22 protein-coding genes are annotated in these 24,916 nt (G+C 38.2%); 4 read left to right on the forward strand and 18 right to left on the reverse strand.

The annotated features are described in order from the left end of the window. Window positions 1-15: 15 nt before the first annotated feature. From OSO01_RS15355 to OSO01_RS15365, 3 genes are read right to left on the reverse strand one after another with little or no spacing between them, the layout of a single operon-like run. A complete protein-coding gene (locus OSO01_RS15355) occupies window positions 16-1,668 on the reverse strand; it encodes a PTS system mannose/fructose/sorbose family transporter subunit IID (protein ID WP_147211353.1) in 1,653 nt (550 codons plus the stop codon). A 26-nt stretch (window positions 1,669-1,694) separates the two neighbouring features. Further along, on the reverse strand, window positions 1,695-2,699 hold the full coding sequence (locus OSO01_RS15360) for a zinc-dependent alcohol dehydrogenase family protein (protein ID WP_147211354.1): 1,005 nt from the start codon (window positions 2,697-2,699) through the stop codon (window positions 1,695-1,697). Window positions 2,700-2,710: 11 nt separating this feature from the next. After that, complete coding sequence (locus OSO01_RS15365; protein ID WP_147211355.1) at window positions 2,711-3,559, reverse strand: class II fructose-bisphosphate aldolase; 849 nt, start codon at window positions 3,557-3,559, stop codon at window positions 2,711-2,713. Between the two features lie 260 nt (window positions 3,560-3,819). Here OSO01_RS15365 and OSO01_RS15370 point away from each other — a divergent pair, with 260 nt between their 5' ends. After that, window positions 3,820-4,566: a MurR/RpiR family transcriptional regulator gene (locus OSO01_RS15370; RefSeq protein WP_147211356.1), complete on the forward strand. Its 747-nt coding sequence runs from the start codon at window positions 3,820-3,822 to the stop codon at window positions 4,564-4,566. 117 nt (window positions 4,567-4,683) lie between these two features. Next, window positions 4,684-5,598 carry a carbohydrate kinase family protein gene (locus OSO01_RS15375; protein WP_147211357.1) on the forward strand — a complete coding sequence of 305 codons (915 nt, stop codon included), beginning with the start codon at window positions 4,684-4,686 and terminating at the stop codon, window positions 5,596-5,598. 221 nt (window positions 5,599-5,819) lie between these two features. Here the strand turns inward: OSO01_RS15375 and OSO01_RS15380 are convergent, their stop codons facing one another. The 6 genes from OSO01_RS15380 to OSO01_RS15405 form a co-directional block, all read right to left on the reverse strand. Further along, window positions 5,820-6,746, reverse strand: coding sequence for a nucleoside hydrolase (locus OSO01_RS15380; RefSeq protein WP_147211358.1), 927 nt, complete (start codon window positions 6,744-6,746; stop codon window positions 5,820-5,822). Next, window positions 6,727-7,539: an energy-coupling factor ABC transporter ATP-binding protein gene (locus tag OSO01_RS15385; protein WP_147211359.1), complete on the reverse strand. Its 813-nt coding sequence runs from the start codon at window positions 7,537-7,539 to the stop codon at window positions 6,727-6,729. The genes OSO01_RS15380 and OSO01_RS15385 overlap by 20 nt, the downstream gene beginning before the upstream one ends. Continuing rightward, window positions 7,540-8,391, reverse strand: a complete 852-nt coding sequence (locus OSO01_RS15390) for an energy-coupling factor ABC transporter ATP-binding protein (RefSeq protein ID WP_147211360.1) — start codon at window positions 8,389-8,391, stop codon at window positions 7,540-7,542. Then, the gene (locus OSO01_RS15395) at window positions 8,388-9,128 is read right to left on the reverse strand and encodes an energy-coupling factor transporter transmembrane component T (RefSeq protein WP_147211361.1); all 741 of its coding nucleotides are present in this window, start codon (window positions 9,126-9,128) and stop codon (window positions 8,388-8,390) included. Before OSO01_RS15395 ends, OSO01_RS15390 begins: the two co-directional genes overlap by 4 nt. Further along, window positions 9,121-9,729: an ECF transporter S component gene (locus OSO01_RS15400; protein ID WP_147211362.1), complete on the reverse strand. Its 609-nt coding sequence runs from the start codon at window positions 9,727-9,729 to the stop codon at window positions 9,121-9,123. Before OSO01_RS15400 ends, OSO01_RS15395 begins: the two co-directional genes overlap by 8 nt. A gap of 297 nt (window positions 9,730-10,026) precedes the next feature. After that, entirely contained in the window at window positions 10,027-10,737 is a 711-nt protein-coding gene (locus tag OSO01_RS15405; protein ID WP_147211363.1) for a Crp/Fnr family transcriptional regulator, read from the reverse strand. A gap of 431 nt (window positions 10,738-11,168) precedes the next feature. Between OSO01_RS15405 and OSO01_RS15410 the strand changes: the two genes are divergently transcribed. Beyond that, the gene (locus OSO01_RS15410) at window positions 11,169-12,773 is read left to right on the forward strand and encodes an FMN-binding glutamate synthase family protein (protein WP_147211364.1); all 1,605 of its coding nucleotides are present in this window, start codon (window positions 11,169-11,171) and stop codon (window positions 12,771-12,773) included. A 276-nt stretch (window positions 12,774-13,049) separates the two neighbouring features. Here OSO01_RS15410 and OSO01_RS15415 read toward each other — a convergent pair whose 3' ends face one another. From OSO01_RS15415 to OSO01_RS15430, 4 genes are read right to left on the reverse strand one after another with little or no spacing between them, the layout of a single operon-like run. Continuing rightward, a complete protein-coding gene (locus tag OSO01_RS15415) occupies window positions 13,050-13,772 on the reverse strand; it encodes a hypothetical protein (protein ID WP_147211365.1) in 723 nt (240 codons plus the stop codon). A gap of 17 nt (window positions 13,773-13,789) precedes the next feature. After that, the gene (locus OSO01_RS15420) at window positions 13,790-14,689 is read right to left on the reverse strand and encodes an ATP-binding cassette domain-containing protein (RefSeq protein ID WP_147211366.1); all 900 of its coding nucleotides are present in this window, start codon (window positions 14,687-14,689) and stop codon (window positions 13,790-13,792) included. 27 nt (window positions 14,690-14,716) lie between these two features. Then, entirely contained in the window at window positions 14,717-15,877 is a 1,161-nt protein-coding gene (locus OSO01_RS15425; protein ID WP_186813677.1) for a hypothetical protein, read from the reverse strand. Between the two features lie 59 nt (window positions 15,878-15,936). Beyond that, window positions 15,937-17,166, reverse strand: coding sequence for a hypothetical protein (locus OSO01_RS15430; protein WP_147211368.1), 1,230 nt, complete (start codon window positions 17,164-17,166; stop codon window positions 15,937-15,939). 739 nt (window positions 17,167-17,905) lie between these two features. On the opposite strand from OSO01_RS15430, the gene OSO01_RS15435 reads away from it, so the two are divergent. Then, the gene (locus tag OSO01_RS15435) at window positions 17,906-19,459 is read left to right on the forward strand and encodes a histidine kinase N-terminal 7TM domain-containing diguanylate cyclase (RefSeq protein WP_147211369.1); all 1,554 of its coding nucleotides are present in this window, start codon (window positions 17,906-17,908) and stop codon (window positions 19,457-19,459) included. 113 nt (window positions 19,460-19,572) lie between these two features. Here the strand turns inward: OSO01_RS15435 and phnX are convergent, their stop codons facing one another. The 5 genes from phnX to OSO01_RS15455 all read right to left on the reverse strand — a co-directional run bounded on the left by phnX (window position 19,573) and on the right by OSO01_RS15455 (window position 24,899). Next, the gene (gene phnX / locus OSO01_RS15440; protein ID WP_147211370.1) at window positions 19,573-20,367 is read right to left on the reverse strand and encodes a phosphonoacetaldehyde hydrolase; all 795 of its coding nucleotides are present in this window, start codon (window positions 20,365-20,367) and stop codon (window positions 19,573-19,575) included. After that, window positions 20,364-21,458 (reverse strand): 2-aminoethylphosphonate--pyruvate transaminase, encoded by a 1,095-nt coding sequence (gene phnW / locus OSO01_RS15445; RefSeq protein WP_147211371.1) that lies wholly within the window; start codon window positions 21,456-21,458, stop codon window positions 20,364-20,366. Before phnW ends, phnX begins: the two co-directional genes overlap by 4 nt. Before the next feature lie 77 nt (window positions 21,459-21,535). Next, window positions 21,536-22,519, reverse strand: coding sequence for an extracellular solute-binding protein (locus tag OSO01_RS23565; protein WP_222595738.1), 984 nt, complete (start codon window positions 22,517-22,519; stop codon window positions 21,536-21,538). A 9-nt stretch (window positions 22,520-22,528) separates the two neighbouring features. Then, window positions 22,529-24,154: an ABC transporter permease subunit gene (locus OSO01_RS23570; RefSeq protein ID WP_222595739.1), complete on the reverse strand. Its 1,626-nt coding sequence runs from the start codon at window positions 24,152-24,154 to the stop codon at window positions 22,529-22,531. Further along, entirely contained in the window at window positions 24,147-24,899 is a 753-nt protein-coding gene (locus OSO01_RS15455) for an ABC transporter ATP-binding protein (RefSeq protein ID WP_147211372.1), read from the reverse strand. The genes OSO01_RS23570 and OSO01_RS15455 overlap by 8 nt, the downstream gene beginning before the upstream one ends. Window positions 24,900-24,916: the final 17 nt, after the last annotated feature.

Genomic DNA, 24,916 nt, shown 5'->3' on the forward strand with positions numbered 1-24,916 from the left:
ACATTCACCTCATTGTTATCCGTTATATCCTAAAATCCCTAAATAATAGCCGGCAATCCCCAGTACGAATATTGCCAGTATAATCCAGCCAGTATTGACTTTTCTTTTCAACATCCACCAGACAAATAGTGTAATTCCTAACGGGATCAATCCCGGTGCAAGGGAATCTAAAACACTTTGAAAGGTGGTCGTTCCTTCTCCAATATCTATTGATAAAGGTGTCATCACTTTGACCAGACTGGCTGCTAAAGCTCCGACTACCATTAATCCCACTATGCTGAAGGAATTAATGATACGATCAATCGTCCCGCTTTTCAGTATTTTAAGCAATGATGTCTTTCCTTGCTTATATCCAGTGAAGAACATCATGTAACCGCATCCATAAATGAGTAATTCAAAAATTAACACTGCCAGAATTGGACCTAGATAACTTCCTTCCAAGGCCAGCGAAACGCCAATCCCGAAGATAACAGGGAAAAGAATTCCTTGCATCACCGTGTCTCCAATACCAGCTACAGGTCCCATTAGTCCTGTCCGCACTGAATTAATATCATTTTCACCTATATCCTGCCCATTGGCACGTGCTTCCTCCATCGAACAAGCTATACCGTTAATAATCGGGCCAATTGTATGAGGCTCCGTATTATAAAAGATCATATACTTTTTCAGCTCTTCTACTTGCTCATCCTTGGTATCATATAATTTTCGTATCGGTGTTAACATGAGATTGGCAGATCCCAAGGCTTGTAATCTCTCATAATTATAACAAGATTCTGCAGAGGTAGACCATAACCATGTTTTAACCAAGGTCGCTTTCGATAACCTCTTCGTATATTCCTCTGCCGGCTGTATCGCATTTGCATCGCCAGTAACGGTAACTGGATTGATTTTTTTATCTACAGTCAGCCGTTTTACTGTTTTTCCTTTCTTTTCTTCTGCAGGCTTGCTGCTATTATAATATAAGATAATAGCTATAACCGCTGCGAATATTGAGACTCCCGTTATTCCCAGGCCGGAGTATACAGTAAGGAAGAAACCGCCGATAAACCATGGAAGAAGCTTTTTCTTTCCTAAATAATTCAAAAGCATGGCAATACCAAGAGCTGGCATGATTCCCCCGACAACCTCTAAAGCACTGATAACACTTTCGGGAACAGTTTCTATTAAATTCTGTGCCCAGCTGCTTCCTGAAACAACCAATAAGTATGCCGGCACACCATATAATATAAAAGCTACAAAAAACGAAGGTACATAATTCATCAGCCGCACTCCACGCAGATTACCTTTTTCCAGCAATTTATCTGCCCGATGAATCCATGCAGCATTTACAGTCATATACACCTGGTTTAACAATAAGCCAAACATACTGAATGGTATAGCAAATGTAATAGCCAGTGTAGGCTCTGCTCCAGATAATAATGTCATAGCTGTACCGAATACACCTGCAACGATTGTATTGCTGGGCATTGTCCCGCCTGCGGAAATCCAGCCCAGATAAATCAATTGTATATTTGCTCCGGCTAACATTCCCACCATCGGATCGCCCATAAATACTCCGACAAGCGTCCCTGTTACTAATGGATATACCAGACATTTTGTGATAGGCCCGAAAAACCACCATTGTCCTAATGTTGCCAGTAAAGCTATCAATATCCCCGATAAAACCATTTGATTCACCCCTCTAATGGATTAATTTAATATTCTCCGCTCAGATAAACCATTACTTTACCTTTTTTTGAATGTGTCAGGTTCTGTAATTCGGTTCCAATTTCATCTAAGTTAAGCTCGGCACTAATAATTTTCTTTGTATCAATTTTTCCTTCTTCTAATAAGTTAATTGCTCTTTGGGAGGTATGAGGATTTAAATAGGAAGTATAAATACTTACCTCTTTTTTATAAGCTTCAAATTGATTAAAACTTACGAATTCATCTGGATTACCTAATCCAAATAGGAGTACCTTCCCTTTCTTACCTGCTATTCTTATCGCCTGCTCCATTGTCTTTTTCAAGCCGATACATTCAATGACATAATCAACATTTATCTCTTGACTGATATCTTCAATTTCCATATCATTTACTGCTTCTGAAGCTCCTAACTCGATTGCCAGCTTTCGCTTCTCTGCTTCTTTCTCCACTACAATAATTTTTGCTGCCCCAGAAAGGGAGAGCAACTGCAGCATTAAAGAGCCTATTGCGCCCATACCATACATGACAACTGTTTTCCCGCTTTCCATTTCTATTAGATCCAGTCCATGGACAGCGCATGATAGCGGCTCTGTAAAAGCAGCACTTTTCAAATCAAGCGAATCTGATATAAGGTAGACATTTTTCTCAGGAGGGTATACATACTCACTAAACCCCTTTGCTACCCCGTGCCGTTCATGGCAAAAGTTAGGGAATCCCTGCTTGCACCAATTACATTTTCCACATCCATAGCTCGGATCACAGGCTACACGATCTCCCGGTTTAAATAAAGTACAATCAGGTCCAACTGCTTCAACGACGCCTGAGCATTCGTGCCCCAGGATAATGGGAGGGATGACCACACTTGCACCGTTCATCCCCTGGAATTTATGAATATCCGTGCCACAGAGTCCGCACCAGGCGACTTTGATTTTCACCTCAGACTCTTTTGGTTCCCGATTTGGAATATCTCTTACTTCATATTTATAATCTCCAATATAAAATCCAGCCTTCACGATGTATTACCTCACCCTTCTATATTTTTGAATAGCTGTATCTTCCTCTCAACAATTTCTTCAATCACTTCTAATCCGGGAATAATATTATTTCTGCTCGATACATTTTCTTTATTCTTATCGTACAATTCCTTTGATTTTTGATTCCATCCAACTAATAATTCGGTTCCTACATTAAATTTTCTAATACCTAAATCAATGACTTTTTTAACGTCTTCATCTTTAACTCCTGTTCCTCCATGAATAACTAATGGGATACTTACTGCATCTTTTATCATTTCAAGCTGCTCAAAATGGATAGATGTTTTTGATTTGTATTGCCCGTGATTGGTGCCGATAGCGACAGCAAGTGCATCAATCCCTGTCAGTTTGACAAAGTCAGCTGCGTCCTTAGGATTCGTTAATTGCACCTCATCCTGATTAACGATAATGCCCTCCTCTGCGCCACCAATCGTTCCTAATTCGGCTTCCACACTTACGCCAAATCTTTTAGCATACTCTACCACGCGCTTTGTCCCCAGAATATTTTCTTTTAAGGGAAAGGAAGAACCATCATACATTACAGAGCTGAATCCCGAATCAATTGCCTTACGAATATCATCAAATTCTTTAGCATGATCCAGATGCAATACTGCATCGACACCATATTCTTCTGTCATCGATTTACATACAGCCACCAAATTTTGATAGCCGATATAATTGGCAGTTCCGCTGCTGACTTGAACAATGACTGGTGATTTCTGTCTATATGCAGCCTTGATAATTGATGGAAACATTTCTAAATTATGCGTGTTAAAAGCCCCTATTGCCATATTTAAGTCATCAGCTTCTTGTAAAACTTCTTTTAATGTGACATACATGATTTATAATCCTCCAACCTGCTTATTTACTTCAGATACTCTCTAAATCCCGGATAGACCTAAACATCCGGATGTTATAATATTTAAATATACGTATATTTATTAATTTCATTATATAGTAATAAAAACGCTTTCAGTCGCTGATTAAGTGAAAATGTTTCCCGAAAAATCAGCTAAAGCAGGCAATTTTGAAAACTTATTCATCATATAGCACCTTTGTTTTTCATAGATTGCTGATTACAGAATTAGGAGGATTTAAGATGATTATCCAGCTGGATAAAGAAATTTACGAAAGACTTTCAGAATCTGAAGCTCTTGTAATAGATTATATAAATCAAAATGAAGATAAAATTCCTGTAATGTCGATTACCAGTATTGCTGAAAAATCGTTCACCTCTTCAGCTACCGTTTCCAGGACCATACAAAAATGCGGCTTTTCAGGAATTTCAGAGTTAAAGTTCAAAATTTCAGAACAAAAACAAAAAAAAGGAGAAAACCATTCTCCTTATGAAGTCAATAAAATTTTGGCAAAGTCTTTTCGTGAATGTACTTATACGATAGACAATATAAGCACCACTGCCATACTCGATACGATTAAATTCATAGAAAACGCCAATCGTGTATATATTTTTTCAAGAGGATTTACAGCTCTGGTAGCAGAAGAGTTCCAAATGTATTTACAGCTGGTAGGATTTAATACGGTAATTGTCAAGGATGTTATGTGGATGCTTAATGCAGGGAAAATTGTCAAAGAAGGAGATTTAGCCATTTTTATTACGATTCAAAGTACCACTCCTGAATTAGCACGTGCTGCAAAGGCTATTAAGACTAATAATGCCAAAATAGTTACTATCTGTTGTAAACCGGGAACAAAATTAGAGGAACTATCAGATATAACCATTCTTGGACATACCGAAAATATTATGAAGATTAAAGGATTGGATGTTTATTCCAGAATCCCTTTAAACATCATTACCCGGACAATTATAGAATATATCAGTAAATGAATAGATTTTCATAATGCTTTCTTATTCCTTCTATTTATGGAACCATTTACATTGCAAAATTGAGTACAATTATATTAGTAATGAAATTCTCAATATGAATGGCAAGGAGGTAATCAAATGAGTATTCTTTCTATCGGCCAGGCAGTTTACGATATAACATTCCCTGCCGATACACCGATTGTTGAAAATCAAAAATACCGTATTCCGCAAAGAATAGAATGTATGGGAGGACCTGCTGCAAATGCAGCTTATCTGTGCGCACTGTGGGGAAGCAGGACTTCACTTATAGCACGTATTGGAGAGGATTTATTCGGCCAGAAAATAATGGGGCAATTAAGGACTGCCGGAGTTGATACTGGCTCATTAAAAATGGATAATCAGCTGGCTACCAGTATCAGCTGTATCATTGTTAATCAGCAAAATGGTCACCGGACCATTCTAAATAATCCTTTGCCTCAGGAAAATTTTGAGATAAAATGGCCGGATCACTCACCAGACGTCATTCTCATTGACGGGCATGAAAAAGAAAGTATTCTTAAAGCAGTCGAAAGATACCCGCAGGCAATTACGCTAATGGACGCCGGAACTTTTAAACCGGAACTTTTAGATATTATTAAAGCTGTTGATTATCTGGTCTGTTCCAAAGACTTCGCCTATCAATATTCTGGAGTAACTATCGATATGAATGATGATCAAACCTGGAAGGACACCTTTTCCAGACTGGAGGAAATAAACGCAAATACGATCGTAATTACCCTTGGGAGTTATGGGTCTATCTACAAAAAGGGAGAAAATATTTATCATATTCCCCCTTTTACCACAGAGGCTGTTGATACTACGGGGGCAGGAGATATATTCCATGGGGCTTTTGCCTATTGCTTAGATAATAATTATTCTTTAGAAGATACTATACTGATTTCTTCACTAACCTCTTCCATTTCTGTGGAATCGCTTGGGGGACAGCTCTCCATTCCAACTTTAGAGAACGTTCGGAATCGAAAAAGAGAAAGGGGAATAGAAATAAATATTTGATAAACTTCCATTTATCAAGGTAAAATGTTGAAAGGGTTATATTGACCAAGAATTACAATAAAAACTGCATGAGCAAGAAAGTGTTTATATTTAGTAGAAATGGCTATTTTTTATAATGAAAATTATTAGTATAGAAACTCAAAGTTCAAACGCCCTCATAAAAATCACAGAAAAACAATGAAAATACACTGTTTTCCTGTGATTTTCCATTTATCCATCTACTAATTCTTATCCAACACTGCTAAGGCCTCTATCAGCAAATCTACAAACTTATCTCTATCTACTTCGTCCAATACCAAAGTGTTTTTTGTTTTATCGGAAACGAATCTTTTATCGGCAAAGGTCAAACCTCTTGCGGTTCCATCTGTCACAACATCAACTGAATAGAAGCATCCAGAAAATATGTCCGGATTTAATATATATGCGATAGCACATAGATCATGTATCGGACTGTTAGTAAAGCCAAATTGTCTCCCAGATTGATTATAGAAATGGAGCAGTTCATAGGCCAGATGACTCACTCTGCCTTTATGCTGCAATGATTCAATTTCATCTACTGTTATTTCTGCTTTCTCGGTAACATCCAATCCAGACATGACAATGGGAAGATCTGATTGAAATATAATCCTCGCTGCTTCCGGATCTACATAGATATTAAATTCAGCAAGGGGGGTTATATTACCATGATCCAGCCCTCCCCCCATAATGCTGATATATTCTATTTTATTTTTTATCTGAGGAAACACTTTTAGCAGCAATGCTATATTTGTCAAAGGACCTAACCCGACTAAAATCACCTTGTGATCACATTCCATAATTTTATTGTACATAAATAGAACAGCATTATCGGAAGCAATCGGGTATTTTTCACCATGAAAGTAAGGGCCATCCATTCCGCTGTCTCCATGTGCTTCCGGAGCAATACGTAAACTTTTCGTTAGAGGTTCTGCTTGCCCGGTCGCTAAAGGGATACTAGAATCAACATACTCCAATATATTTTTTGCATTAGCAGTGACTTTTTCTAATGTCTGATTTCCACCAATGGTTGTCACACCTAGAATATTTATTTTCTTTTTATTAGCAATCGCAGTTATGATGGCTAATGCGTCATCGTGTCCCGGGTCGCAATCAATTATAATATGTTTCATTTTTATCCCTTTCCAGCAGTTCTTCTATCGTGAGAATTCCTTTATATCCCAAGGTATCTGCTAATTGACATATAAACGGTTGTTTTAAATCACTTAATTTCAGAAGTTCTTTATCCCAGAAAATTTCTCTTGGCGAAGCATCTCTTCTTTTTTGCTTATTTGCCAAAACAATAACTCGCTTAAATTCACGAACAACAAATTCCATATCATGTGTAATTGTAATAACTGTCTTGTTTTGATTTGCTAAATGACTAATCAGCTTGCCTAAGCGTTCTATTGATTCTCTATCCTGCCCTGCCGTGGGTTCATCTAAAATAATTACATTTGGATCAGTAGCCAACACTGCTGCAATGGTAATGAATTTCCTTTTAGAATATGGCAGATTATATGGATGTTCATTTAAGGATTCTTTCAATCCGCAAATTTCGGCTGCAGCCTCCACTTTGTTCTTCATCACAGCTGATTCTAGCTTTTGATTTTTCAGGCCATACGCAATTTCTTTATAAATAGTATCTTGAAAAATTTGATCATCCGGGTTTTGGAATACATAACCGATCATTTTAGAAATCTCTGCTGTTGTCGCTTTTTTTGTAGAAAGGTTATTGACGAATACCTCGCCTTCTGTTGGTATCAGCAGCCTGTTCATTAATTTAACTGCTGTTGTTTTACCAGCACCATTCTGTCCGATAATAGCGGCTGATTCACCTAAATCAAAATCTAAATTCATATTTTGGACAGCTTCATACCCATTCGCATAAGAATACGATACATTTTTTAGAGAAAGGTAGGACATTTATGCTTCACCATCCTTATTTAAATGATCATAAACTTCTTGAACCGTTAATGGTACCTGACTTGCTGATGAACCATTCGCCTCTGCTTTTTTGATAAAATATAAAGCCACTTGAGGTAATTGTCCCCCATACTCTACTACTTTGGGATCCGATAGTATCTCTTTCACCGGCCCCTGCATAACAAGTTCTCCACAACTAATTAATAAAATTTCATCACAATATGCAGCCAGTAAATCTACCTTATGTTCTACCAGTAAGATTGTTTTACCTTGTTTTTTTAATAACTGAATGATTTCAAAAATATCTTCGGTACTTTTAGGATCCAATTGTGAAGTTGGTTCATCTAAAATAATTATTTCTGGATCAAGTGCAACAACTGATGCAATAGCTACCCTTTGTTTCTGTCCTCCGGATAGTTCAAAAGGGTTTTTATCTATTAAGTCTTCTAATTGGAACATTTTCAAAATCTCATTAACTTTCTGGATCATCTTGTCACGTGAGACACCTATATTCTCCATGCCATAGGCGATTTCTTCATAGACAGTATCTTTTACTCCGGATAATTGTGTGAAAGGGTTTTGGAATGAATAACCAATAATAGTTGCCAGATCACCAATGTTATAATCATTGATATTTTTCCCCTTTATCATAACCTCTCCAGTCAATTCCCCTTTATATAACTCAGGTATAAACCCTCTGATGATATTGCATATTGTTGTTTTTCCGGATTCATTTGCCCCTGTTAAACCGTAAACACATCCTTTTTCCAAGTCCAGAGAAAAGGAATGGATGGTCTGTTTTTCTTCTAAGGGATAAGTGTAGTTAATATTTTTTAATGATATAATACTCATAATTTTATCCTCCAAACAATATACACGATGAGAACAAGTATACAAAATATCATGATAATATAATCGAATTTTTGTTTTTTCAACTCATAAATCGATGTCTTTTTGGCTTTTGAAGAAAATGCACGTGACTCTAAAGCAAGTACTCTTTCTTCGATTTGCTGAATAGAAGACAGAACTAGAGGGCCAATCATAGGAATAAATGCCTTCGCTCTGACGAACAGGTTTCCTTCCGTTTCAATTCCCCGTGATTTCTGAGCATCTGCAATGGTTCTAGATAAGTTCAGCATCTGAGGAATAAGTTGAATCGTAGAAGCAATCACAAAGGTTACCTTTTGCGAAACACCTGATTGCTCTAAAGCATAAACGATATCTTTAACTCGTGTGACCTGGAAAAACCAAATGATGCTTGAACTGATGGCAACGATTTTGGATGTCATCGTTAAACTTGTCATTAAGCCTATTTGAGAGAAATGGATAAATGCCCATATTTGTTGAGAATCCTCATTCACAATAAGAAAAACCTGAAAGATAAAAATAAATATTATAAGAATTGGAATAGATTTCATAAACGTTGCTAAAAATTTTATCGCTGTCCCTGAAAAGAGACTTATTAGAAAGATGAATAGAAAAATCATATACTGAAATATAAATCCGGGTACAAACATGCTCAACAGAATAATCAGTATTATAAAAGTAAATTTGGAAGAAGGATACAAATTCCCTATGCGGCTATCCATTTACGTTCACCTCTTTCTTAATATAAGGTGCACCGTAATTTAATTTAATTAAAAATCTGTCTGGTACTTTTCTGATAATCAGCCAGCTGATTCCAAAATTAATAATGGTATTGACTGCTCCTGAAATGAGATTTGTAGATACAACGGAATTCCATAATTCCCTGCCTGTTGCAAGAAATGTTGCTGTAATTAAATCTGTTCCCGCACCGGTCACACCACCAAAAAGAAAAACAGTTACAATAGCTGCAGAAAATGCCTGTACAATGGTCAAAAGAACACAGGCTATAATGATTCCGAAAATATTTGTATAGAATCTCCATTTGGAAAAGTATCCTGATACAAGGCCAACACTTACTGACACAATGCTAAAGCCTATTGCAATTGGATTCAGCATTCCATTAACAACATTCCCTAAAAGTCCCGCTAAAAGTCCAATCCATGGACCTGCAATCATTGATACCATGATGGTTCCGATTTGATCAATAAACACAGGCAGCTTAAGAATGGTTGATAGTTGATACCCTACCACATTCAATGAAACACCTACTGGAATTAATAACAGTGCCAGTAACGAGAAATCATGCTTTATCCCTCTTTTCATCATCCTGCTCCTTTTTTATTAGATTTTATAATGTATATCCATCAATGGCATCCAGGATAATCTCCTTGCCAAAGATTTGTAATTGAATATACTTAAAGCGCTCTCATTTCCTGGAAGGTTCTCTATGTTTAACCCCAGTATATCCTCCTATAGAAAAAAACTGAAAGGTCAAATGTCCTTTCAGATGTAACTTTTATCTTCACTATTCAAGTAAAATGGCATTGGGATAAGCAGGAAATATGCCCTGCCAATTTGTGAATCGTCTGTATTTAATCCTGATATAAGTATTTGTTAATGTTATAACTTATCTTCGCTAACCCAAATATGCTGTTTCATCTTAATATACTGCTGTTTTGTCATCATTAATTTTCTATTTAAACCAGTTATCTCATCAAGTGCTTTTAATTTTTGTATACTTCTCCCCACAGTGCGAAGACTTATCCCTGTTTGGCTGGCAATATCTTTATAATAATCACCGATATAAATGCTATCCGTTGCTTGTTTCATCGCTTTATCTTCATAATATCGGGTTAAATAATACCGGACTCGATCAATCCCCTGATAATGATAAAACAGACCATCATTTCCAGATCTGCTATATAAATCTTCCGCCAGCAGGACAGAACACCTTCGCAATAGTGAAATATCAGACATTATTAATTGATAGACCATTGCAGAATCAACCTTGATTAATGTAACTTTGGTTAAACATGTAATGGTAGCAATATACTTTTCCCTCCTGGAAATGACTTCAAGCAATCCTATATTCCCGTTCGTCTGGTCCACCTGAAAATAATTATAGTCCTTTCCATCCTCATAATCTCTTAAACCGGTAGCTACTCCCTCTTTAATAAAGTAAACATGTGTCGGGAAATCACCCCTGGAGACAATGACAGTATCTGGTTTCAAAACCATCTCCTTGCCAAACTCATCAAGGAATTCCGAGATAATTGAAAAATTAAACTTGGTTTCGTCTGCGTACTTATCCCACACTCTCTTTAATTTCATTCGATATCTCTCCTGTACTCTATACTAAATGGTTTTATGTTTATATCAGTGGGTCGACACTAATAAATGAATAATTATATTACAAGAGTATACGCTTGATGGAACATTGGCCAATTTCGATCCAGAAAAAAATACACTAAGATGCGTATACCTATCTTAGGATATATATCGCATATTAATTTTAGTTTTTTATTTTATCATACTCTTTTTTGGTTGTACTGCAATTTTCCTGGTAAAGTGGGCTTTTATTCAATGGGATTTTTTCTCTTTATCCTCCTGTGAATGGGCCTGAAACTACGATTACCTGTCCTCTAAAATATACGTGTAATCCTTCTCAAAAAGGGTATCAAGATACTATAGCACTTTAGAAAATTTCCATATTCATTAACATCTTTATCTTTTTAGCAAAGCAAGTAAAGGAGGTATTCAACATGGAATTTTCTTCTCTGATATTTATTCTGCTTTCTTTAGCCGTTTTGGTTTTTGCTATTATTTTTGTTCCAATCGTCTTATTTATCTACATATACTGGAAGGATCGAAAGCAAAAACAACATGCCATTTTGCGCAATTTCCCGCTGCTTGGCAAGATACGATATGTACTGGAAAAAGCAGGTCCAGAGCTCAGACAGTATTTATTTGATGCAGACACCTCTGGTAAACCATTCTCCCGTGATGATTATCGCGATATTATTATGCCTGCCAAATATCATAAAAATATGATCGGCTTTGGTTCCCGGCGTGATTTTGAGAAGGCGGATTTTTATGTAAAAAATGCTGTGTTTCCTAAACAGCAGGAGGAATTAGATGTAGATAATACAAAACAGATTGATTCAAAAATTTACGCCGTACAAGAAGATAATTTATTAAGCCGCAAAGAAAAATTAGAGAATAAACAAATTCAGCCCTGGCTTTTAAACGACAAACATGCAGTAGTTATTGGCCCACACTGTAGAGAACCTTTTCGTGTAAAGGGACTGATTGGTATGTCTGCGATGAGCTATGGCGCATTAGGTGAAAATGCAATTTCTGCCTTGTCTAAAGGGATTGGAATGGCTGGGGGCTCCTGGATGAATACTGGTGAAGGGGGTTTGTCTGATTATCATTTAGCCGGGAATACAGATATCATTGCCCAAATTGGTCCCGGGCTTTTTGGTGTCCGTACAAGAGCAGGCGATTTCAGCTGGGATTTACTAAAGGAAAAGAGCGAAATCACGCAGGTCAAAGCTTTTGAGCTTAAGCTTGCGCAAGGAGCAAAAACCCGTGGAGGGCATGTCGATGCAGAAAAAGTAACAGAAAAAATTGCTGCTATACGTAATGTTGCGCCCTATCAGGAGATAAACAGTCCGAATCGCTTCCATGAATTTGATGATGTTCCGTCTATGTTCTCTTTTATCGAGCAGATTCGTAATCATACTGGGTTACCCGTTGGCATTAAATTAGTTATCGGCAGCCCGGACGCATTAGAAGACATTGCCAGTTATATGAGAGAATCCGGTACAGGTCCTGATTTTATTACGGTAGATGGTTCAGAAGGAGGAACAGGTGCAACCTTTCAGGAACTGGCAGACCGGGTTGGTCTTCCCATTAAATCTGCGGTTATCATTGCAGACCAGACATTGAAAAAGTACGGGATTCGCGACCGCGTTAAATTAATCGCTTCCGGAAAGCTTTTTACGGCAGATCGGATTGCCGTCATTCTTGGTATGGGCGCAGATCTCGTTCAGATTGCGCGTGCATTCATGATTACAGTCGGCTGTATTATGGCGCAAATCTGTCATACCAATCGCTGTCCTGTCGGTGTAGCCACCACAGACCCAAAGCTACAAAAAGCACTTGTTGTCGATGAAAAGGCTTACCGGGCATTGAACTATCTCGTTACTCTCCGTGAAAGCCTGTTTCGTATATCGGCAGCTGCGGGTGTCACTTCACCAATACTGATTCAATCATCACATATTCAATATAAAGATGACTATCAGCGCGTTTGTTCATTGGATGATTTAATTGCGAAAGATTTTCCCGTTTCGGTTTCTAGTTAGTCAGGCTTTTTTCATGTAGAGCTTTTAGCGCAGCCTTCTTTTATTATTATAAAACGAAAATTCCTTTTTGTAGGAATGATTGCTTTTCTCTCACAAAGTCTCGTGATTTTTTCACTCCATTAAGGTTTTTGTTAGTTGAAAGGCTCATAGGATTAGTGTTCAATATCTCCCGGCTTCATAAATTTATTATCAGTCACTCTTTTTAGCCGGGAGAGTTTCAAATAATTCTCTATGAAAAAAGAACTTCGAATACATTCAAATCCCCATAATATTTCTTTAAAACTGCGGTTCAAACTGCAGAGTATACAAACCATTCCAACCGGTAATCTTCACCTTCTGTCCTTCCTTCAATTCCACATCAATATCCGGCTCCAGCGGATCAATCAAAACTTCAAAAACCTGCGGCTGCTCTCCTTCTTCAAAAATCTCCAGGTAGCCCATTCCATACTCCGAGTCTGTTACAACAGAATAATTTCCAGGTTCAATATCTTTCCCGACTTCCGAAATACCCGCTGTTAATTCATTGGAACTATTTGTCTCTTCTGGAATCAGGATAAGCTCGTCAATTCCATCTGCATAGACAGTATGAGAACCATTTAAATCTACAGTTATGCTGCTCACTCCATAATAACCATCCACCAACGCCTCTATCAGAAGCATATCCTCCTCATCATATACAAGCACGCGGCCAGATTGATAATAATCTTCGGGGCTTATACCAATGCTGTATCTGCCTTCCGGTGGAGTAATTTCTTCTCCCTCTCTTGGGAGTGGACCGATGACAATTTCTTCTGCTTCTGCATTACTGCGGTCAATAGATTCATACATCGTATCACTGATTTCTCCAATAATCTCTTCCTTTTCTTCTCCAATAATTTCACTATTTTCCTGATAGCTTAATACCTTCTTTGATTTAGGGGAGTTTTGACTGCATCCAGCCAGCACAAACAAACAAATTAGAACAATAATGAGGAAATACATCTGTTTCACTACATCCACGCTCCTTCCTCATAGCATTACAGCTTACTATCTTCATGATAGTATTTTTCGTAGTATTCAGCTGTTCCGAGCGGTCCAATTGTTAATTCTTTATCTTCATAAGAAGACAGTCTGGTAATCCAGGCATTCTTTTCAGCTTCATCCAATTTTGCAAGAGGAATACAGCATAGATGGTTCGCAATATAAAGATGGTCCTCCGGCAAAGATTCCTTTAATGCTCCATACTCCTCAGAGGATAGATCTATTTTGATAAATTTCTCATCTGCACGGCTGAAATCCTGCTGATGAATAATATTACCATCTTTTAAATAAAGAACACGATCTGCATATAAATCTAGGTTGGAAAGCAAATGCGATGCTACAAATATCAGCTTTCCTTCTTTTTTCATCTCCATCAGATACTCTGAAATAAGGGCAACATTCGCTACATCCAGCCCATTCATTAATTCATCCATCAGCATAACAGGTGTATCTGCAGCAGCAACCATAGCAAAACATAATCGCTGACGCATCCCCAGGGAATATGTTTTTACCTTCTTTTTTACGTACCCTTCCATATGGAGCTGTTTACAAATCTTCTGAACATTCCCCGTGCTTCCCTTCCACATATTTGCATACAGCTTCATATGATCTATACCGCTCAGCTCTTCAAATAAATCTCTCTGTTCCGGAAAGGTCGTCAGCTGCTTATGAATCGCTATTTCATTTCTTTCCGTTTTATATTGCAGCTTGTCATGAAAGATAACTGTACCATTATTGGGCTTTAAGAAGTTAGAAATCACATGAAATAAGGTTGTCTTCCCAGTTCCATTTGGAGCTACTAAACCGATGATTTCTCCGCTTTCTGCCGTAAGTGAAAGGTTATCTAATACTACTTTATCTTTATAGCTTACAGAAATATTTTTCAGCTTCAGCATGATAAACCTCTTTTCTCTTTGTTTATTTTAGAATGTTTTTTCCAGCGGCATATCCTTAGGCACTCTCTGGTAATTAATTTTATTAATAGCATAAATTACACCGATTAAGAGTAGACTGAGACCACCTAATACAGCCATTGCATTCCAATAATCAATAAAGCTGTTCTCCAGTTCAACAGCAAGTTCACCGGACAGGACCTTGCTCATATCAATAAATTTAACTGGATGCAAGAAGTTCCAATTGAACCCGGCAGCCATTGCAATATCAGGTAATAGATAAATACCGAGGCCGACCAGTATATTTGCAAAAGCATTCTTGAAAAGCATGTTTAACAAAATAGATAGCAATAATAAGAGAATGATAACCAGAGCCATCCCTAAAAAGAGATAAAGAAGGTACTGGCTGGCTGAAATCGCTGTATATTCCTCATTTTGATAGATAAGTATGGGAAAGGAGAATTCATTTCCTTCCATTTTCGACGATAGATACAGACTGCCTATCGAAAATCCGAGGAGAAGAAGCAAGTAAATAAATATGCCATAAACCATAATCTTGCTTGTTACCTTCCGCATAAATGCTAAAGGTAAGCCGCGCATCACTGACTGGTGCTTCAGCTCATAAACAAGTAATTCATTCCCGCTTATTAACATAATAACCAAAAACACCAGACCGGACACCATTGCAAAGGCATCTGCAAAATAATTGTTGGTCATAAATGATTCTGAATCAATTGGTAAATCGTTCTGTTTAATATACTCCAGCAATGCATTTTCCTTTAATATTTCTTCCTCTGGAATGATTAAATAATCTGGAATACCTTCATTTCCTAACTCATGCACCTTCAGTCTTAATTGATTAATCTCAAGCCCGTCTTCAACGTATTGCTCTCCATCTTTTCCGCTGCCAATATTCCACACCTGCATACCGAGCAGACTTTGAATTTGTGTATGATAATCATATACCTCCGCTACCTCTGGCATATCATGACGCTTTTGATCGAGATGATAAAAAATGGCATAGGAGGCCTGTGTTTCTGCTCTTTTCTGCTCTGTTAAGGTTTCCGGCTCCTCCTGACTATAGTACATAAAAAACAAAGGGAAGAAGAGCAGCAGAAATAGAGCGATAAAGGCGCTTTTCCGATTTCTCAATAATAGCTTGATTTCAAAAAGGCTAAATTTCCGAAACATATGAATTATCCTCTCCGGCTAGTGTGATTTCATCATTGTCCGATGAACATATCTTCCAATTATGCCGCTTTGCGATAAAATTTACGTTTGTTTATCGCTCGGGAAATTACAAACAGAATGATTTCCAGTACGACAATGCTGCTTAACAAGACAATAATCCCCTGCTGATAGGTAATGGACTCTAAATGTATCAAGTAATATTTTTCACCGGAAATGACCCGTCCAAAATCAAAATAGGTCTGCGGGAAATAACTCAGATCGATTCCAAAAAGCTCTGTTGTTGTCCTGGAATAGTAGATTCTCTCCACAAACAGAAGAACTGTACTGACCATGATAACAATCCAGGGGTTCTTAAATAATAGACTGAAAATAGCATTTAACCGGATGAACAGGTAAATAAGAACCGGGATAATGCCCAGTGACAAAAGTAGAAATTTTGCAATCGTCATGTTATCAAATTCACTGAACCGGTAGCCCATATAATCATCCGGCTGTGAGCTCGGCAATGTAATCGGCACCGGCAGCTTGAACGAACCAAAGCCATTCTGGATAGCAATCAGAAGCATTGCCAGCAGGAATAATCCAAGCAAAATGACAAGTGTATACAGGAAAGCAACGAATGACTTCACATTAATCAGACGATACCAGCCAACCGGTACTCCCTGCAAGACACTGCGATGTTCTTTATTCCTCGTTATCATGTCACTGCTGAAATAAATTGCACAAAATAGTAGGATAGCAGCAGTCGTATCAAGGATAAATTTCACAGACGTCTGCAAGGCTGTTTTTTGTTCAATCATTTCATATGTAATCGATACGTCTGCATCTAAATAACCTTGATAACGAAGCTTTGTTAATTCAATATTACGTTCCATATCCAGACTTGGATAAGGCGCATCGGCAATCAGATTCCAATCCAGACTTGCTATACGCGTGTCATAATCGTTTTCTTTCATTTTCAATTGAACAAAACGGTGGAAATTCTGGTCTTTGAAAGCATGCACCAGCCGGCTTTTCACTTGAAATTCATATGTATTTTGGGCATATGGGGTTCCGGTCATACGATTGAAGCCGGTTCCTCCTCTATCAATCATCCCCTGCCGCATAGCTCCCAAGTTCTCCATTTCAGCCTCCTTCTCTTCTATATCAAAGGAATCAGCTGTTTCCCTATTAGGTAAAATTAAAAAACAATAAGCAACGATAAGACTAATCAATGCGATAATAAATAAAACATTCTTTTTGCTTCGGAGCATCATTTTAAATTCATGTATTATCATGGATATAGTCATTCATAATTCCCCTTTTGATACAAATTAATGAATGCATTTTAATATGCGTTTAAAAAGTACTGAATGATAAATGGTGAGAACCGCTCACGTCGTGGAGTGCAGCAACCTGGAAGTCACCACAATTTATGGAGTCTGGGTGGCAGGCTTTTTCTGGTAAGACTGGAGCTTGAATCATAATTACCTGCTTTGCTAAAAATCATTATAACTTCAACTAGCTACTTCTAATTCGATCCTTTCTGCATACTATTTTTATGTAAAAATTTTAAATTATAGAAATTTTAATTATCTTCTATAGTGTAGCTTAATGCCTATTAATTGTAAATAGGATTGAAAAAACTCTAAATTTTTTACATAATTGCCACGAGAAACTAAAGCGTATTTAACATTCCTTAGAAAAAATAGGTAATACTATCTGATATTTTCCGAAATATTCTCCATAAACGAATATAAAATCCTCCTCCTTTCCGCACATTTATGCTACATTATATAAAGTGAAACTTCCCTCAGTAGGGTTTTCTTTCATCCTCCACTGAGGGTTAGTTGAACCAATCGGGCTGTTACTGGCTGTTGGATCTCCCACTTAGAAATAACATGTTTCCTCCATTTCTTGAAGTGGGAGTCTTACAAAAGCTCTTCGATGGGGCGAGTAATCGTAAATGTTTCCGGTGGGACGAGTAATCGCAGTCCCAGTCCCAGCCAGTTACACTGCGATAAATAAAAGCAAAAACGGGGGAAGCCTATGGGAGCAACAGTCACAGCTTATATCGCTATTATGTCAGCTTCAGGTGTTTTTAATTTATATCTGGCTATATTCTCCTACGTCCGAAGACATTATTACAAACGCATCGCTCCCATATTTATTCTTTATACCGGCACGGTGACAGTTTATTGCTTCGCAGCTGCATTTGGTCTGCTTGCAACAAGCCTTGAACAAATAAAAATATGGACCGTTATTCAATATATCGGGATTGCTTTTGCCCCATTACTCGGACTTCTATTTATTCTGCGCTATTTTGGAATGGAGAAGGCTTTTAAGCGGACAAGTCTTTTACTTACTATCCCGGCTGTTACAGTTGCGATGGTAGCTACCAACGATTTTCATCATCTTCATTACCGTTCAATAGATACCCACCCTGTCTTAGGCGCACCCTATATTGAGCTGGTTATTGGTCCATGGTATATCATACATGGCATGTTCATCTTTGCCTGTATGTTCACGGCGCTTTGTCTGACTCTATTACAGCTTCGGTCTGCAGCTCCGATTTACCGTAAACAAATTATTATTTTAGCATTTGGTCAATGTATACCGATTTTGCTTGCTTTTTTCTATTTAACTGGGCTGTCTCCTGCAGGAATTGACTCCGTTCCACTATATTTATGGCTGACATCCATACTATATTTCTGGGCAATCAACAGTTCTTCTATGTTTACCCTTGTCCCCGTTGCCAAAGATGTTATTTTCCAAAGAATAGCAGATGCTGTTATTGTTCTGGATGACTCCCAGCGGTTAATCGAATTTAATCAGGCTGCTAAACACTTGTTTACGGATATTCATAAAAACATGTATGGACAGGACTTTTATTCTTTTTGGAAAGGACTTACAGATACAGATTTTTCATATGATCTTTCCAGCGCTCCGCTTACTGTGGAAATGACGCAAACACTTCATCAAAAAAACTATGTTTTTCATTTACGCATATCTAACCTATCTATCTCTCAGAAAAATAGTGGAAGTTTGCTTATCTTCACAGATATTACAGAGATGAAAAAGCTGCAAAATCAATTGGAGTATTTCGCTTACTATGATGAATTAACAAATATATTTAACCGCAGAGCATTTTTCAAGTATACGAAATCCGCTTTCATGGAAGAGAAAAAGCAGTTTACGGTGATTCTCTTTGATATTGATTATTTTAAATATGTTAATGATACGTATGGTCACTATAGCGGCGATTTGGTTTTAAGTGAACTAAGCCGGCGGATTCAGGAAATAACACCTGCACAATGTATTTTTGCCCGTTATGGCGGAGAAGAATTTATACTCGCTCTGCCTGGAAGAAGTGTGGAAGAAGGACTGCAATTAGCTGAAATGATTCGAAAAAAAATAGAAGTACATCTATTTTCCATTGAAGACGGGTCTATCACTATTACCATCAGTATGGGAGTAGCGGGAACTAACCTGCCGGCTGGAGAATTCACGCTGGAAGAACTCCTGAATAGAGCTGATAAAGCGTTGTATATCGCTAAAGAGAGCGGCCGCAATCAAGTACAGGTTGATAAAGATGTGTTTTAAAAGGCTGATGCTTAAAACAAATAAATAGCTGTACCTGATACTTTGTAAAAAGTACAGCACAGCTATTTTCATCATAAAATACAAATACATTATTTTGCAAAAAAAGAATGTACTTATTTCTCAAGCCGCTGGTCAATTTCCTCAATAATTCCAGGCAGCTCCCCAAGAGTCCGGATCGTAAAATCAGCTCCATGCTCTATAAAAGTCCTCTCTATTCCACTAATCAATTCCTCCTGCTCTGGTTCTGATAACGCATGAAATTCTTCTTCACTTAATCCCATTTCCGAGCTGCCGATAACGACCGCTACAGACCAGACTTCTGCGTTTAGTGCTTCATCTATATCTGGAACAGTATCTCCAATCTTAACCACATAGCGGGCAGCTGTGAGTTTCAAAGCTTCCATATTCCGATAAATCATATATGGATATGCTCGTCCCAATCCACTTGTTCCGTCAGCGGTAATATAAAAGTCCGGCCGATATCCTTTTTTCTCCGCTTCTGGAACAACCACTTCCATCATCTTTTGCGTATAGCCTGAGCTGGAGCCAATTTTCAAGCCTTGCTTCCTTAACTGCTCTATCGTTTCCAATACCTCTGGCTTTGGATCTGTATATGCTGCCAATGTTTCCAGGAGAGCAGTTTCAAAATCAGCATTTAAGTTCTCTACATCCTGCTCCGTAAACTCTCGTCCATATTCCTTTTTCCATAAAGCTGAAATTCTCGGCATAGACAGCATTGTCCGGATATGATCAATCTTCGTCAGTCCCATCGGCTCTCTTGCTTCTTCAATAGTTACTTCTATTCCTGCCTTTTTAAATACCGTAACAAATGCATTTACCGGGGCGAAACAGCCAAAATCAACTGTTGTTCCTGCCCAATCAAAGATGACGCCTTCTACTTTACTCATTTAACCACCACTCCTATATATTCTTGGATTACATTGCATAATCTTTCTATATCTTCTTCATAGACTTCTCCAATATTGCCGATCCGGAACGTATCGATTTCTGTCAGCTTGCCTGGGTAAAGAACAAAGCCTCTTTCCTTCACATAATGATAAAAATCTTCAAATACAAACGTGTCTTCCGGGAACAGGAATGTCGTAATAATCGGCGACTGTCTCTTATTCGTTATATAAGCTCGGAATCCCAGCTTTTCCAAGCCCTCCCGCAGCAGCTGATTATTACGCTGATAACGCTGAAATCTTGCCGGAATCCCTCCTTCTGCAATTAATTCATCAATTGCTTTAGAAAATGCTGCTACCACATGAGTCGGCGAAGTATAACGCCATTTCCCATCCTTATTCATTGTCTTCCACTGATCATATAAATCTAAGGAAAGACTGCTTGCATTTCCCTCACAAGCCTGCAGTTTGTTCAGCCTTGCAATGACAAAACCGAAGCCCGGCACCCCCTGGATGCATTTATTCGCACTACTGATTAAATAATCGATGCCCAGATCTGGAATATCCATTTCTACACCGCCGAAACTGCTCATTGCATCAACAATCAGTGTCTTCTGATAGGCCTTAGCAAGTCGGGAAATCATTTCAACCGGGTTCAATATACCTGTTGTTGTTTCACAATGCACCATTACCAGGTGGGTAATCGCAGAATCATTTTCTAAAATATACCTTAATTCCAATTCATCAGGATAAGCATTATATGCCACACTGTAATGCTTATAATTTAAACCGATATAATCAGCCATTTCTACAATTCGTTCCCCATAGGTACCATTCGTGATAATTAATGCTTTTTCCTTCTTACTTATTGCAGTTGTCATGACAGATTCAACAGTAAATGTACCGCTTCCCTGCATCAGTACAGCTGTATAATCCTCTGGGGAAGCTTTCGCCAAATCAAGCAGCTGCGCCCGGATTTTCTGGGTAATCTTCTTGTAATCCTGATCCCATGTACAGCGATCAAAGAGCATTTCCTCCTTCACTGCGGCCGTTGTTGTTAATGGACCTGGTGTTAATAGTTTATATTGTTCCAAAATATATCGCTCCTTTTTATAAAATAGGAAGGTTTAAAGATTCCGATAAAAACATTTTAATAGCCTCATCCTGCCACTTATTTTGCTGAATGAAAGAATTCCTGGTGCTGTTCCAATAACTCTACATCTAGCGGCTGTTCAAATGTTTTGGAATGTGCGGGTTTATGTGCCTCGTCAACTGTTTCTCCTTCATAAAGAGCGACAGGATAGTAGGTTAACAGCTCTTCTCTTGCGTCTGTCGAGATAACCTCTGCCATATCCATTGCCTTCTGCGTTTTTTCATCATTATCCTTTTTCACTACTGCTACTGCTTCCATTAGTGAGAAGTTCCCTTCTGTCGGATCAACAAAGGCAATTGGTGCTCCTGATTCTTTTGCTACAACTGCCTGATGCCTAAGCCCGAAACCGGCAGCCGCTTCTCCGGCCTGCACCTTGCTGATTGGACCGGAACCAGAGCTCTCCAGATGCGGTCCTACATTCGCGATTAGCTTTTGGAAAATTTCTTTCCCTTCTTCTTCTCCATACTCACTGATTACTGCCTGTACCATCAGCCATGCTGTCGAAGAATCATCAATATTTGGAATCGATACAAGTCCTTCGTATTCAGGCTTTGCTAAGTCAGCAATGCTTTCTGGAGTTGCTAATCCATGCTGCTTCAGTACCTCGGTATTTACAAAAATGGCACCTGTATTTCCCAAAATCGGGGTATAATATGGAGGATGTTCTTCGAGTGCACTTGTTTCATAAGTTAAATCTTCAAACATATCATTCTGTTCCTGGGCACTGTCCAGGAAATAAGAGCTCATGGTTACTACATCTGCTTCAATTTTGTCTCCTTCTGCCAGCAGTTTACCTCCTAATTCAGATGTCCCCTGAGACTGCAAAATATATTCCCCTTCATAGCCTGCATCATCTAATGCAGCCTCCATTGCTGACGTTGCTTCTTCATCTGCATTGGTATAAATGACGACATCATCACTGCTTTGAGTACCGCATCCTGCTAAGACAAACGCTAAACCAATTCCTGCTCCTATGATTGACTTTTTCATTGATTTCAACATGTTTTTCCCTCACTTTTTATAGATTGCAGCTCTTTTCTGAAGAGCATCACACACAGCTCTGACCAATAAATTGGTTAAGAAAATCAGTACGGACAAAACAAATATTTCATTGAACTTTGCAAAATGCTGCAGTTCATTAATTTTGCTTGCTACAACAGTGGTCTGGGCAGATACCAGGAAGATAACGCCGCTGATTGTTACCATCGCATTGATGAAATAGTAGCTGAACATCTCTAAAACCGTAGATACAGAGTTCGGTAAAATAACACGATAGACCGTTTTAATCCAGTTATCCCCCAGTAATTCCCCTGAAGTTTCCCAGTCCGGATTCATCTTTGTTAAAGCATTTTTTGCCATTAAATATGGTGTTGTAAAGTAATGCATGATATTACATAAAACAATAATGATAAAGGTTCCCTTTAAACTGCTGTCATTAAAAAGCAGTAGATAGGATAATCCCAGCACCATACCAGGAACTGTATTGGTAATCATCGAAAAAATATCTACAGTTTGTTTCCCTTTTATCGGTGTACGTGCATTAAGAAGCGCTGATCCGTACGTAATAATCGTTCCTAACACAGCAGTTAATACCGCCACAATAAGTGAATTTCTGTAAACCGATACCAGATCATTCGATTGGAAGATACCTGTAATATGCTGCCATGTAAAGCTTAAATCGTAAGGGAAAGCCGTCACAAATGGCGCAATGAACATTACCACAAACACAGAAAGCATTGCCAGCAGAACAACAGCAGAGGTAACTCCAAAAAAACTGTCTCTGAATTTACTTGGTGTCAGTTCTGTTTCACTGAACTTATCATAATGAAAATTAAATCTTTCGAGATAGTTCAATAGAATAACACCTGCGACTGCCGGAAATAACATCATTACAGCAATCACAGCACCCTGACTGAAGTCCGGAATCGAACCAAGCATTGCCTGATAAAGCTGCGTTGCAACAACGTCATATGTCCCGCCTACGGATGCTGGTATCCCAAAATCTGTGAAGCTGAGGATAAAGGATAAAACAAATGCTCCTCCCAAAGCTCCTAATAATGGACGGACAACGGTGTTCAGAAAACTCCTTAATGTCCTGTCCCCCATCAGCTTAGACACAATGATAAATTTCTTATCAATATATTTGAAAGAATTATGGATTAGCAGGAACGCTGCCGGCAACGTATAGATAACATATCCAATCAGCAGTCCGTTAAATCCATAGATTTCAAATAAATTTCTCCCAAAAAGCTTTGTCAATAATCCCTGATTTCCAAAGGTGTACATAATTGCAAACCCGTAAGTAATTGTGGGAATCAGCATCGGGATGAGAATTCCAACTTTCACAGCACTTTTTAAAGGCTGATAAATTCTTGTAAAATTGACGGCATATGCTAAAGTAAATGCCAGCATCGTAGTAATAATGGCTGTAGCCCCTGAAACCTTGATGCTATTGCCTATTGCACTGATTAATGTGTTATTTGACAAAGCTTCCATATAATTTGAAAACCCTGCTCCTCCATCGTCGGTGACAAATGAGCGGAAAAATAAGACAAGCAGCGGAGCTATCAGAAAGGCAAAAAACAGTATTAAGATAATGATAAAGATAACCCGCATTTCCGGTTTTGCATTACGCATATTTTTCACCAAATAAATTATAGATATTTTGCCGTTTAATCTGCAGCTGTCTTAAAATAAATTCCTTTACAAAATCATTTTTTGGCTGATTAATAATTTCAAATGGTGTGCCAAACTGCGAAATATTTCCCTGATTAATAATCAAGATTTTATCCGATATGGTTAAAGCTTCCTCCGGGTCATGTGTCACAATAATCGTTGTCAGGTTAAACTCCTTGGCAATCGACTTAATTCTTTCTTTTATCGATTCCTTAATCACACCGTCTAACGCACTTAAAGGTTCATCCAAAAGCAGCAGCTTTGGTTTCGTAACTAAAGTTCTAGCCAAGGCAACCCGCTGCTTCTGTCCGCCTGACAACTCTCCAATTCTCTTTTTCAAATGCGGCTTTAGCTCCAGAAATTCAATATATTCCCTGACTTCCTCTGCCGATGCAGTATCTTTTTTATTTCGCAGTCCATAAACAATATTTTCATATGCATTTAAATGGGGAAACAGCGCATAATCTTGAAATACTATATTAAATCCACGATTTTTCATATCTACATTACTCAAATCCTCGTTATTAAAGATAACTTTTCCCTGGTCAATCCTGGTCAGTCCCAAGATAATATTCAATAAGGTTGTCTTCCCGCTTCCGCTGGGTCCAAGTAGCGATACAATTTCACCGCTGTTAATCTTAAGATCAATATTTTCTAAAACAACTTTCTGGTCGAATTGTTTACTAATATTTTGTAGCTCCAACAAACTGACCACCTCCTCCT

The sequence above is a fragment of the Oceanobacillus sojae genome, from assembly GCF_007991515.1.
GTDB lineage: Bacteria > Bacillota > Bacilli > Bacillales > Amphibacillaceae > Oceanobacillus > Oceanobacillus sojae.

Coding starts and splice junctions, on each gene's coding strand:
- OSO01_RS15425 (WP_186813677.1), bottom strand. CDS start 15,877: ATGTTTCGGAAATTTAGCCTTTTTGAAATCAAGCTATTATTGAGAAAT.
- OSO01_RS15380 (WP_147211358.1), bottom strand. CDS start 6,746: ATGAAACATATTATAATTGATTGCGACCCGGGACACGATGACGCATTA.
- OSO01_RS15395 (WP_147211361.1), bottom strand. CDS start 9,128: ATGGATAGCCGCATAGGGAATTTGTATCCTTCTTCCAAATTTACTTTT.
- OSO01_RS15370 (WP_147211356.1), top strand. CDS start 3,820: ATGATTATCCAGCTGGATAAAGAAATTTACGAAAGACTTTCAGAATCT.
- OSO01_RS15355 (WP_147211353.1), bottom strand. CDS start 1,668: ATGGTTTTATCGGGGATATTGATAGCTTTACTGGCAACATTAGGACAA.
- OSO01_RS15405 (WP_147211363.1), bottom strand. CDS start 10,737: ATGAAATTAAAGAGAGTGTGGGATAAGTACGCAGACGAAACCAAGTTT.
- OSO01_RS15420 (WP_147211366.1), bottom strand. CDS start 14,689: ATGCTGAAGCTGAAAAATATTTCTGTAAGCTATAAAGATAAAGTAGTA.
- OSO01_RS15435 (WP_147211369.1), top strand. CDS start 17,906: ATGGGAGCAACAGTCACAGCTTATATCGCTATTATGTCAGCTTCAGGT.
- OSO01_RS23565 (WP_222595738.1), bottom strand. CDS start 22,519: ATGTTGAAATCAATGAAAAAGTCAATCATAGGAGCAGGAATTGGTTTA.
- OSO01_RS15365 (WP_147211355.1), bottom strand. CDS start 3,559: ATGTATGTCACATTAAAAGAAGTTTTACAAGAAGCTGATGACTTAAAT.
- OSO01_RS15390 (WP_147211360.1), bottom strand. CDS start 8,391: ATGAGTATTATATCATTAAAAAATATTAACTACACTTATCCCTTAGAA.
- OSO01_RS15430 (WP_147211368.1), bottom strand. CDS start 17,166: ATGACTATATCCATGATAATACATGAATTTAAAATGATGCTCCGAAGC.
- OSO01_RS15385 (WP_147211359.1), bottom strand. CDS start 7,539: ATGTCCTACCTTTCTCTAAAAAATGTATCGTATTCTTATGCGAATGGG.
- OSO01_RS15375 (WP_147211357.1), top strand. CDS start 4,684: ATGAGTATTCTTTCTATCGGCCAGGCAGTTTACGATATAACATTCCCT.
- phnX (WP_147211370.1), bottom strand. CDS start 20,367: ATGAGTAAAGTAGAAGGCGTCATCTTTGATTGGGCAGGAACAACAGTT.
- OSO01_RS15400 (WP_147211362.1), bottom strand. CDS start 9,729: ATGAAAAGAGGGATAAAGCATGATTTCTCGTTACTGGCACTGTTATTA.
- OSO01_RS23570 (WP_222595739.1), bottom strand. CDS start 24,154: ATGCGTAATGCAAAACCGGAAATGCGGGTTATCTTTATCATTATCTTA.
- OSO01_RS15410 (WP_147211364.1), top strand. CDS start 11,169: ATGGAATTTTCTTCTCTGATATTTATTCTGCTTTCTTTAGCCGTTTTG.